This is a genomic window from Reyranella sp. (genome assembly GCF_017305915.1).
Taxonomy (GTDB): domain Bacteria; phylum Pseudomonadota; class Alphaproteobacteria; order Reyranellales; family Reyranellaceae; genus Reyranella.
The window spans coordinates 169690-181239 of the sequence record NZ_JAFKJN010000005.1 but is presented as its reverse complement, the minus strand read 5'-3'; the positions used below and the strand labels follow the sequence as shown (position 1 = coordinate 181239).

The following is an 11550-nucleotide window of genomic DNA, read 5'->3' as shown; positions in this document are numbered from 1 at the left end:
CCCTCTCTAAGAGCCAAATGGCCAAACGCAGCACCAACGTCGTCCCGCTCGCCGTCGTCAAGCCGGTGCCCTTCGGGCAAGCGCTCCAGGAGCGCTACCTGTCCTATGCCCTCAGCACGATCATGGCGCGCTCGCTGCCGGACGTGCGCGACGGCCTCAAGCCCGTTCATCGCCGCCTGCTGTACGCGATGCGCCAGCTCCGGCTCGATCCCAACAGCGCCTTCAAGAAGAGCGCGCGCGTGGTCGGCGACGTGATCGGCCAGTACCATCCGCACGGCGACCAGTCGATCTACGACGCCCTGGTCCGCCTCGCCCAGGAATTCTCCGTCCGCTATCCGCTGATCGAGGGCCAGGGCAACTTCGGCAATATCGACGGCGATAACCCGGCCGCCATGCGCTACACCGAGGCGCGCCTCACCGAGGTCGCCGAGGCATTGCTCGCCGGCATCGAGGAGAACGCCGTCGACTTCCGCCCGACCTACGACGCCGCCGCCGAGGAGCCGATCGTCCTGCCCGGCGGCTTCCCGAACCTGCTGGCCAACGGCGCCGCCGGCATCGCGGTCGGCATGGCGACCTCGATCCCGCCGCACAATGCCGGCGACCTGTGCGATGCGCTGCTGCACCTGATCAAGACGCCCAACGCGCGCATCGACACCATCGTCGACCTGGTGAAGGGCCCGGACTTCCCGACCGGCGGTATCCTGGTCGAGCCGCGCGAATCGATCGTCGAGGCCTACAAGACCGGCCGCGGCGCCTTCCGCCTGCGCGCGAAGTGGGAGAAAGAGGAGCTGCCGCGCGGCCAGTACCGCATCATCGTCACGGAGATCCCGTACCAGGTCCAGAAGGGCAAGCTGATCGAGCGCATCGCCGAGATCATCAACGCCAAGAAGCTGCCGATCCTCGAGGACGTGCGCGACGAGTCGGCCGACGACGTGCGCATCGTGCTCGAGCCGCGCACCGGCAACGTGCCGGCCGAGCTGCTGATGGAGCAGCTCTTCAAGCTGACCGACCTCGAGATCCGCTTCCCGCTGAACCTCAACGTCCTCGACCGGACCAACACGCCGCGGGTGATGGACCTGCGCGAGGCGCTGCAGGCCTGGCTCGACCATCGCCGTGAGGTGCTGATCCGGCGGTCCAACTTCCGGCTGGCCGAGATCGTGCGGCGGCTCGAGATCCTCGACGGCTACCTGATCGCCTATCTGAACATCGACAAGTTGATCAAGATCATCCGAGAGCAGGACGAACCCAAGCCGGTGATGATGCGGACGTTCAAGCTGAGCGATCTGCAGGCTGAGTCGATCCTCAACATGCGCCTGCGGGCCCTGCGCCGGCTGGAAGAGTTCGAGATCAAGGGCGAGCACAAGAAGCTCAGCGCCGAGGGCAAGGAGTTGCGCGCGCTGCTCAAGGACGAGAAGCAGCAATGGGGCAAGATCGCCGACGAGGTCCAGGAGACCAAGGCGAAGTTCGGCGCCAAGACCAAGATCGGCAAACGCCGCACCGAGCTCGCCGATGCGCCGGTCGAGGTCGAGCATGCGATCGAGGATTTCGTCGAGCGCGAGCCGGTCACCATCCTGCTGTCGGCCAAGGGCTGGATTCGCGCCGCCAAGGGTCATCTCGACGACAAGCAGGCGGCCGAGCTCAAGTACAAGGAAGGCGACGAGGCGAAGTTCAGCCTGCACGCCCAGTCGACCGACAAGGTGCTGATCTTCGGCACCAACGGCCGCTTCTACACCCTGGGCTGCGACCGCCTGCCGAGCGCGCGCGGCCACGGCGAGCCGGTGCGCCTGATGATCGAGCTCGGCAACGAGCAGGACATCATTGACCTCGAAGTGCTGAAGAGCGGCCGCAAGTTCCTGGTCGCGTCGGACGCCGGCCGCGGCTTCATCGTGCCGGAAGACGAGGTCGTGGCGCAGACCAAGAACGGCAAGCAGGTCCTGAACCTCGCCGACAAGGAAAAGGCGCAGGCCTTCGGGATCGTGCCCGAGCGTGCGGACTCGATCGCCGCGCTGAGCGAAGGCCGCAAGCTGCTGATCTTCCCGATCGAGCAGGTGCCGGAGATGGGCCGCGGCCGCGGCGTCACCCTGCAGAAGTCGAAAGCGGACCGGCTGTCCGATGCGCAGGCCTTCACGCTGGCCGACGGTCTGCCGTGGGGCAATCGCGTGATCCCCGCAAACGAGCTCAAGTTCTGGCGCGGCGAGCGCGCCCAGGCCGGGCGCATGCCGGAAAAGGGCTGGCCCCGGGCGAAACGCTTCAAGGATTGATCGTATGGATCTCGCGCTGCTCCTGAAGACCATCGTCATCGGCATCGTCGAGGGCGTCACCGAGTTCCTGCCGGTCTCGTCGACCGGCCACATCCTGCTGGCCGAGGAGGTCCTTCACTTCGAGGGGCCGCAGGGCAAGGTGTTCGAGATCGTGATCCAGGCCGGCGCGATCCTTGCCGTCTGCCTCCTCTACTGGCGCAAGATCCTCGCGACCGTCGGCGGCGTGATGCGGCGCGAGCCGACGTCGATCCGCTTCGCGACGGCGGTGATCGTGGCCTTCCTGCCGGCCGCCGTGATCGGCGTGCTGCTGCACAAGTACATCAAGATGATGCTCGATACGCCGATGGTGGTGCCGATCGCCTTCATCGTCGGCGGCATCGCCATCCTGGTGATCGAGCACTACGCCCAGCGCCCGCGCATCAAGTCGGTCGACGAGATCGACTGGAAGACGGCGCTGTTCATTGGCTTCTGCCAGTGCCTCGCCATGATCCCCGGCGTCTCGCGCTCGGGCGCTACCATCATGGGCGCCCGGGTTTTTCGCGTGGATCGTGCGACTTCGGCGGAGTTCTCCTTCTTCCTCGCCATCCCGACCATGCTGGGGGCGACGGTCTACGACCTCTACAAGAACTGGAAGACCCTGGACTGGCAGGGCGGCGGGCTGATCGCCATCGGCTTCGTCGTGGCGTTCCTGTCGGCCCTGGTTGTGGTGAAGCCGTTCCTGCGCTTCGTCAGCCGCCATGGCTTCGGCGTGTTCGCGTGGTATCGTATTGCAGTGGGTGCATTGGCGCTCGTCTTCCTCGTCATGCGTTGAGTCTTCTGCAGTTCCGGGTCGCGTGCCATAAGCCCGCGCAAGCAAGATCGGATTTTCCGGAGAACCTGCATGCAACGTCGCAAATTCATCCGTACGGCCGGCATCGGCACCGCCGTAGCGGCCGCTTCGGGCGCGGTGGCCGCGCCCGCCATCGCGCAGTCGGCGCCCGAGCTCAACTGGCGCATGACCTCGAGCTTCCCCAAGTCTCTGGACACGCTCTATGGCGGCGCCGAGCACTTCGCCAAGCTCGTCGCCGAGGCGACCGACAACAAGTTCCAGATCCGCACCTTCGCGGCCGGCGAGATCGTTCCGGGCTTGCAGGTGCTCGACGCGGTGCAGAACGGCACCGTCGAGATGGGCCAGACCGCCTGCTACTACTTCTTCGGCAAGGATCCCACCTTCGCGCTGGCGACCACGGTCCCGTTCGGCCTCAACACGCGCCAGATGAATGCGTGGCTGACCCAGGCCGGCGGCGAGCAGATGCTCAACGACTTCTTCAAGGGTTACAACGTGGTCGGCATGGTCGCCGGCAACACGACGGCGCAGATGGGCGGCTGGTTCCGCAAGGAGATCAAGACCCTCGACGACCTCAAGGGCCTGAAGATGCGCATCGCCGGCCTCGCGGGCGACGTCATGACCAAGCTCGGCGTGGTGCCGCAGCAGATCGCCGGCGGCGACATCTATCCGGCGCTCGAGAAGGGTACCGTCGATGCCGCGGAGTGGGTCGGCCCCTATGACGACCAGAAGCTCGGCTTCGTGAAAGTCGCGCCGTACTACTACTATCCCGGCTGGTGGGAAGGGAACGCGGCGCTGCACATGCTGATCAGTGTCGACAAGTTCAACGCCCTGCCCAAGGCCTATCAGGGCATCCTGCGCATGGCCGCGGCCGAGACCAACAACTGGACCGCCGCCAAGTACGACGCCGACAACCCCAAGGCGCTGCGCTCGCTGATCGCCAACGGTGCCAAGCTGCAGCCGTTCTCGCAGCAGATCCTTGAAGCATCCTTCAACGCGGCCAACGAGGTCTATGCCGACCTCACCGCCAAGAACGCGAACTTCAAGAAGATCTGGGACTCGCAGACGGCGTTCCGCAAGGACGGCGTGCTGTGGTTCCGCGTCGCCGAGAACACCTACGACAACTTCATGGCGCGCCAGTCGGCTGCCAACAAGCTCTAGAACCGGCCTCGCTGACCGTGCGAAAAACCCCGCTTTGCGGGGCTTTTCTATGCTTTTCACTCGCTGTGCGGCATGTCATACCCGGTCACTTCGAGTTTGGGGAAAATGACCATGCAACGTCGTAAGTTTCTGCGCACCGCCGGCGTCGGCAGTGCGGCTGTTGCCGCGAGCGCCACTCTCGCAGCACCGGCGATCGCTCAGTCGACGCCCGAGGTGAAGTGGCGCCTGGCGTCGAGCTTTCCCAAGTCGCTCGACACGATCTATGGGGCTGGCGAGGACCTCGCCAAGCGCGTCGCCGGTCTCACCGATAACAAGTTCCAGATCCGTGTGTTCGCTGCGGGCGAGATCGTCCCGGGCCTGCAGGTCGTCGACGCGGTGCAGAACGAGACCGTCGAGTGCGGCCACACCGCGGCCTATTACTATGTCGGCAAGGATCCGACCTTCGCCTTCGACACCGCGCTGCCGTTCGGCCTCAACACCCGCCAGCACAATGCGTGGGTCTATTACGGCGGCGGGCTCGAGCTGATGCGCGAGTTCTACAAGGACTACAACATGACTTCCTTCCTGATGAGCCACACCGGTGGCCAGATGGGCGGCTGGTGGCGCAAGGAGATCAAGACTCCGGAGGACCTCAAGGGCGTGAAGATGCGCATCGGCGGCTTCGCCGGCCAGGTGCTGCAGAAGCTCGGCCTGGTGCCGCAGCAGCTCGCCGGCGGCGACATCTATCCGGCGCTGGAGAAGGGAACGATCGACGCCGCCGAATGGGTCGGCCCGTACGACGATCAGAAGCTCGGCTTCAACAAGGTCGCACAGTACTACTACTACCCCGGTTGGTGGGAAGGCTCGGCGGCGCTGTCGCTCTATGTCGGCAACAAGGCCTACGACGCGCTGCCTGCCGCCTACAAGGAAGCGCTCGCGGCGGTGTGCGGCGAGATCACCGCACGCTCGGTCGCCAAGTACGACACGCAGAATCCCAAGGCGCTGCGCGAGCTGGTGGCCGGCGGCACCAAGTTCCTGCCGTTCCCGCAGCCGGTGCTCGAGGCCTGCTACAACGCCGCCGTCGAGCTCTACAACGAGACCTCGGCCAAGAACGCCAAGTTCAAGAAGATCTACGATTCGTGGAAGCAGTTCCGGAACGAGGAAGTGCTGTGGTTCCGCGTGGTCGAGAACACCTTCGACAACTTCATGGCTCGCCAGTCGGCGGCCAACAAGCTCTGACCGGTCGCCATGGACCAAGGAAAAGCCCCGCGTCGGCGGGGCTTTTTGTTTGCCCGGCCACCGCTTCGCGTGGCAGGATTCTTCCGCTGGGTGGAATGATCGCTCTGCAAACAAGAAGCCGTTCCCGGGAGGAACACATGCAACGCCGCAAATTCCTGCGTACCGCTGCGCTTGGCGCCGGTGGAGTTGCGTCCGTGAGTACGCTGGCCGCGCCGGCCATCGCCCAGTCGGCACCGACGCTCAACTGGCGCTTCACCTCGAGCTTCCCCAAGTCGCTCGACACCCTGTGGGGGGCGGGCGAGCGGATGACGAAGATCGTGGCCGACGCGACCGACAACAAGTTCCAGATCCGCACTTTCGCCGCAGGCGAGATCGTGCCCGGCCTGCAGGTGCTCGATGCCGTGCAGAACGGCACGGTCGAGATGGGCGGCACCGCGTCGTATTACTATTTCGGCAAGGACCCGACCTTCGCGCTCGGCACGGCCGTGCCGTTCGGGCTGAACACGCGCCAGTTCCAGGCCTGGCTCAAGTTCGGCAACGGCGACCAGCTGCTGAACGACTTCTACAAGACCTACAAGGTGTTCGGCATCGCCACCGGCAACACCGCCGGCCAGATGGGCGGCTGGTTTCGCAAGGAGATCAACAGCGTCGAGGACCTCAAGGGTCTCAAGATGCGCATCGGCGGATTCGCCGGCCAGGTGATGGCCAAGCTCGGCGTGGTGCCGCAGCAGATCGCCGGCGGCGACATCTATCCGGCGCTGGAGAAGGGCACGATCGACGCTGCCGAATGGGTCGGACCGTACGATGACCAGAAGCTCGGCTTCAACAAGATCGCGCCCTACTACTATTACCCGGGCTGGTGGGAAGGCAGCGCCATGCTGCACACCTTCATCGGTCTCGAGAAATGGAACGCGTTGCCCAAGAGCTATCAGGTGATCCTCCGCGCCGCCTGCGAGGATGCCGGTGTCTGGATGACGGCGAAGTACGACGCCGACAACCCGAAGGCGCTGCGCGAGCTCGTCGCCGGCGGCACCAAGCTGCTGCCGTTCTCGCAGGCGATCATGGACGCTTCGTTCGCCGCGGCGAACGAGGTCTATGCCGAGACCTCGGCCAAGAATCCGGAGTTCAAGAAGGTCTACGACTCGATGGCCGCGTTCCGCCGGGAAGAGGTCCTGTGGTTCCGCGTGGTCGAGAACACCTTCGACAACTACATGGCGCGCCAGTCGGCGGCCGGAAAGCTCTGACCGTCCATGCCGACCCCAGAAAAGCCCCGCTTCGGCGGGGCTTTTTATTTGCGCGGCCCGTGCGCGCCGTGGCAGGCTGATTCCGCCAAATAGAATTACTGTTCGGCAAACAAAAAGCCGTTTCCTTGGGAGGGAACACATGCAACGCCGCAAATTCCTGCGTACCGCCGCGCTTGGCGCCGGCGGAGTTGCGTCTGGGAGTACGCTTGCCGCGCCGGCCATCGCCCAGTCGATGCCGGAGCTGAAATGGCGCATGGCGTCGAGCTTTCCGAAGTCGCTCGACACGATCTATGGCGCCGGCGAGGTCTTCGCCAGGTACATCGACGAGATGACGGACCACAAGTTCAACGTCCGCATCTTCGCCTCGGGCGAGATCGTGCCCGGCCTGCAGGTGCTCGACGCCGTGCAGAACGGCACGGTCGAGATGGGCCACTCCGCCGGCACGTACTACGTCGGCAAGGACCCGACGCTCGCGATCGACACCGCCCTGCCGTTCGGCACCAACGCGCGCCAGCAAGAAGCGTGGATGAAGTGGGGCGGCGGCCGCGAACTGATCCAGGATCTCTACAAGGATTACAACATCCATCCGCTGCCGTGCGGCAACACCGGGGCGCAGATGGGCGGCTGGTTCCGCAAGGAGATCAAGAGCGTCGATGACCTCAAGGGTCTGAAGTTCCGCATCGCCGGCATCGCGGGCCAGGTGATCAACAAGCTCGGCGGCGTGGCGCAGCAGATCGCCGGCGGCGACATCTACCCGGCGCTGGAGAAGGGCACGATCGACGCCGCCGAATGGATCGGGCCGTACGACGACCAGAAGCTCGGCTTCAACAAGATCGCGCCGTACTATCTCTACCCCGGGTGGTGGGAAGGCGGGCCGCAGACCACGGCCATGATCAGCCTCAGCAAATGGAACGAGCTGCCGAAGAACTACAAGGCGGTGGTCGAGGCGGCCTCGGCCTATGCGCAGAACTGGATGCTGTCGAAGTACGACGCCGAGAATCCCAAGGCGCTGCGCGAGCTGGTCGCCGGCGGCACCAAGCTGGTGGCGTTCCCGCAGCCGGTGATGGAAGCGGCGTTCATTGCCGCCACGGAGCTCTACAACGAGCTCTCCGCCAAGAATCCCAAGTTCAAGAAGGTCTACGAGAACTGGCGGCTGTTCCGGAACGAGGAGATCCTGTGGTTCCGGGTCTGCGAAGGCAGCTTCGACAATTTCATGGCCCGCCAGTCGGCGGCCGGGAAATTGTAGGCGCCATCACGACCGCGCGAAAACCCCGCTCCGGCGGGGTTTCCTTTGCTTTTTTGTGCGCGGCCGCGCTTTCCAAGTTGCATTCCGCATGTCAGTCTCGTTGCGCTCAGGGGAACAGGTAATTTCCCCGTTTTGGGAGGAGAAACTGAATGCAGCGTAGGAAGTTCATCAAGACGGCAGGTGTGGGTGCGGCGGGGGTCGCGGCAGCCTCGGGTCTGGCAGCGCCTGCGATTGCCCAGAGCATGCCGTCGGTGAAGTGGCGTCTGACCTCGAGCTTCCCGAAGTCGCTCGACACCTTGTACGGCGGCGCGGAGCTGTTCTCGAAGATGGTCAGCGAGATGACCGACAACAAGTTCGAGGTGCGCGCGTTCGCGGCGGGCGAAATCGTCCCGGGCCTGCAGGTCGCCGATGCGGTGCAGAACGGCACCGTCGAGGCCGGCCAGACGGCAGCCTATTACTACTTCGGCAAGCATCCGAACTTCGTGTTCGAGACCGGCCTACCGTTCTCGGTCAACCAGCGCCAGCTCTATGCCTGGTTGCAGTTCGGCGGCGGCAGCCAGCTCATCAACGAGTTCTACAAGGAATACAATTTCCGCTCGTTCGTGTTCGGCGGCACGGGCTGCCAGATGGGCGGCTGGTTCCGCAAGGAAATCAAGTCGATGGACGACATGAAGGGCCTGAAGTTCCGCGTCGGCGGCTTCGCGGGCCTGATCCTGGAGCGCCTCGGCGTGGTGCCGCAGCAGATCGCCGGCGGTGACATCTATCCGGCGCTCGAGAAGGGCACGATCGACGCCTGTGAATGGGTCGGCCCGTACGACGACGAGAAGCTCGGCTTCAACAAGGTCGCCAAGTACTACTACTACCCCGGTTGGTGGGAGGGCTGCTCGGGCGGCTCGCTCTATATCAACAACGACGCCTGGGCGAAGCTGCCGAAGCAGTACCAGGCGGTCGTCGAGACGGCGGCCGGCCTCGTCACCTCGTGGATGGTGCCGAAGTACGACGCCAGCAACCCGGCGGCGCTGCGCCGCCTGGTGGCGGCCGGCACCGAGCTCAGGCCGTTCCCGCGCTCCGTGCTCGAGCCCTGCTTCAACGAGGCCTACAAGTTCTACGACGAGCTGTCGGCCAAGGATCCGAAGTTCAAGAAGATCTACGACAGCCTGAAGGCCTTCCGCGCCGACCAGAACCTGTGGTTCCGCGTCGCCGAGAACACCTTCGACAACTTCAACTTCTCGATGTCGGCCCAGGGACGTTAAACGGGCCGGTAGCCGAGAGACGCACTTCCACGGAAAAGCCCCGCCGGTCGCCCGGCGGGGCTTTTTCTTTGCCTCTTTGCCCGGCTACTTGAAGACGGGCGGGGCGGCGTCTTCCGACGGCGGCGCCTCGATCTCGATCTTGACCTTGCTCGGGTCGATGCCCGAGGGCTTGTCGAGGAAGTAGGTCACCGACTGCGGCAGCGCGATCACCAGCACCACCATGATGAGCTGCAGCAGAACCCACGGGATCGAGCCCCAGTAGATGTCCGAGCTCTTCACTTCCTTGGGCGCGACCGAGCGCAGGTAGAACAGCGCGAAGCCGAACGGCGGGTGCATGAACGAGGTCTGCACGTTGACGCAGATCATGACGCCGAACCAGATCAGCGCCGCGTCGTGGCCGACCACCGGCTCGAGGATCTTCTGCGCCACCGGCGCCAGCATCGGGATGATGATGAAGGCGATCTCGAAGAAATCGAGGAAGAAGGCGAGGAAGAACACGAACAGGTTGACGACGACCAGGAAGCCCCAGACGCCGCCCGGCAGGTTCGACATCAGGTGCTCGACCCAGCGATTGCCGTCGACGCCCTGGAAGGTGATCGAGAAGCAGGTCGCGCCGACCAGGATGAAGGCGACCATCGCGGTGATGCGCATCGTCGCCTGGAAGGCCTGGACGATCAGGTCGTGCAGCGCCCTGTCCTGCCAGGCCCGCCAGCACAGCCAGATGATCGCGGCGAACATGATCGTGAAGGCGACCTTGAAGGCGGGCGACTTGAAGGCAACCATGCCGATCAGGGCTCCGACGATGGCCGCGGAGCAGCCGGCGGCGAACATGCCCTTGTCGAACTTCGTCAGGGGCGCATTTCGCACCACCGCGAGCACGATCGCGCCGATCGTGCCCATCGCGCCGGCCTCGGTCGGCGTGGCGAGGCCCATCATGATGGTGCCGAGCACCAGAAAGATCAGCACACCGGCGGGGATGATGCCCCAGGCGCACTTGATCAGCAGCTCCTTGCCGAACAGCGTGCGCGGCACCCCCGGCAGCGCCTCCGGCTTCACGAGCGAGAGATAGAAGGTGTAGGCGGCGAACAGGGCGATCTGCAGCAGCGACGGCCCCCAGGCGCCGAGATACATGTCGCCGACCGAGCGGCCGAGCTGGTCGGCCAGCACCACCAGCACCAGCGACGGCGGCACCAGCTGGGTGATGGTGCCCGAGGCCGCCAGCACGCCGGTGGCGTAGCGCATGTCGTACTTGTAGCGCATCATCACCGGCAGGGTGATCAGCGCCATCGCGATGACCTGCGCCGCCACTGTGCCGGTGATGGCGCCCAGGATGAAGCCGACGATGATGGTCGAGTAGCCGAGGCCGCCGCGGATCGGGCCGAACAGCTGGCCCATCGATTCCAGCATGTCCTCGGCCAGCCCGCATTTCTCCAGGATGGCGCCCATGAAGGTGAAAAACGGGATGGCGAGCAGCAGCTCGTTCGACAGGATCGAGCCGAACACGCGGCCCGGGATGGCCTGCATGAACGGCATGGTGAAGTAACCGAAGTCGATCGACAGGAAGCCGAAGAAGAACCCGACCGCCGCCAGCGAGAAGGCCACCGGGTAGCCGATGATCATGAAGACCACCAGCCCGGCGAACATGAGTGGCGGCATCCACTCGAGAGGAATGATCATTGCGTCGGTCTCTCGTAGTGGGCTTCGAGACTTTCGACGGGATGACCGTTAAGGAAGGCCACGCGCTTGAAGAGCTCGGAAAGTCCCTGGAACGCCACCAGCACGAAGCCGACCGGCAGGACGATCTTGATCGGCCAGCGCAGCAGGCCGCCGGCGTTGGAGGAGTGCTCGTTGACGTTGAAGGCCTGCATGAAGAACGGCCAGCTGAGCCACGCCAGGATGAGGCAGGTCGGCAACAGGAAGATCAGCGTGCCCAGGATGTCGATCCAGAGCTGGCCGCGACGGCCGAGCGTCATGTAGAGCAGGTCGACGCGCACGTGCTCGTTGCGCTTCAGCGTGTAGGACGCGCCGAACATCACGATCACGGCGAACATGTACCACTGGACTTCGAGCCAGGCGTTCGAGCTCATGTCGTAGGCATAGCGCACCATGGCGTTGCCGCCGCTGACGATGCAGGCCAGCAGCACCAGCCAGTTGCAAACCACCCCGATCTTTTCGTTTATGACATCAATAACGGCGCTGAATTTCAGCAGTACACCCATCCGTTTCCCCGCAGCGAGTTGTTGTTTGTTCCGCCCCGTCTCGCGTCGGGGCCGCGCACTCCATAACGCGACGGCCAATTCCGCGCTAGGGTCTGCCAAGAATTCGATTGGGGCTGGGGTGC

9 protein-coding genes are annotated in these 11550 nt (G+C 64.5%); 7 read left to right on the top strand and 2 right to left on the bottom strand.

All coding sequences use genetic code 11. The features are described from left to right. Nucleotides 1-17: 17 nt before the first annotated feature. The 7 genes from parC (at nucleotide 18) to J0J01_RS00850 (ending at nucleotide 9209) form a co-directional block, all read left to right on the top strand. The gene (gene parC / locus J0J01_RS00880) at nucleotides 18-2261 is read left to right on the top strand and encodes a DNA topoisomerase IV subunit A (RefSeq protein WP_296378237.1); all 2244 of its coding nucleotides are present in this window, start codon (nucleotides 18-20) and stop codon (nucleotides 2259-2261) included. 4 nt (nucleotides 2262-2265) lie between these two features. Then, on the top strand, nucleotides 2266-3072 hold the full coding sequence (locus J0J01_RS00875) for an undecaprenyl-diphosphate phosphatase (RefSeq protein WP_296378236.1): 807 nt from the start codon (nucleotides 2266-2268) through the stop codon (nucleotides 3070-3072). A gap of 69 nt (nucleotides 3073-3141) precedes the next feature. Further along, complete coding sequence (locus J0J01_RS00870) at nucleotides 3142-4248, top strand: TRAP transporter substrate-binding protein (RefSeq protein WP_296378235.1); 1107 nt, start codon at nucleotides 3142-3144, stop codon at nucleotides 4246-4248. 111 nt (nucleotides 4249-4359) lie between these two features. Next, nucleotides 4360-5466 carry a TRAP transporter substrate-binding protein gene (locus tag J0J01_RS00865; RefSeq protein ID WP_296378234.1) on the top strand — a complete coding sequence of 369 codons (1107 nt, stop codon included), beginning with the start codon at nucleotides 4360-4362 and terminating at the stop codon, nucleotides 5464-5466. Nucleotides 5467-5603: 137 nt separating this feature from the next. Then, nucleotides 5604-6710 carry a TRAP transporter substrate-binding protein gene (locus tag J0J01_RS00860; RefSeq protein WP_296378233.1) on the top strand — a complete coding sequence of 369 codons (1107 nt, stop codon included), beginning with the start codon at nucleotides 5604-5606 and terminating at the stop codon, nucleotides 6708-6710. 139 nt (nucleotides 6711-6849) lie between these two features. Further along, on the top strand, nucleotides 6850-7956 hold the full coding sequence (locus J0J01_RS00855; protein WP_296378232.1) for a TRAP transporter substrate-binding protein: 1107 nt from the start codon (nucleotides 6850-6852) through the stop codon (nucleotides 7954-7956). 149 nt (nucleotides 7957-8105) lie between these two features. Continuing rightward, nucleotides 8106-9209 carry a TRAP transporter substrate-binding protein gene (locus J0J01_RS00850; RefSeq protein WP_296378231.1) on the top strand — a complete coding sequence of 368 codons (1104 nt, stop codon included), beginning with the start codon at nucleotides 8106-8108 and terminating at the stop codon, nucleotides 9207-9209. 84 nt (nucleotides 9210-9293) lie between these two features. Here the strand turns inward: J0J01_RS00850 and J0J01_RS00845 are convergent, their stop codons facing one another. Continuing rightward, nucleotides 9294-10883: a TRAP transporter large permease subunit gene (locus J0J01_RS00845; protein WP_296378467.1), complete on the bottom strand. Its 1590-nt coding sequence runs from the start codon at nucleotides 10881-10883 to the stop codon at nucleotides 9294-9296. Then, complete coding sequence (locus J0J01_RS00840; protein WP_296378230.1) at nucleotides 10883-11428, bottom strand: TRAP transporter small permease subunit; 546 nt, start codon at nucleotides 11426-11428, stop codon at nucleotides 10883-10885. The genes J0J01_RS00845 and J0J01_RS00840 overlap by 1 nt, the downstream gene beginning before the upstream one ends. Nucleotides 11429-11550 lie beyond the last annotated feature (122 nt).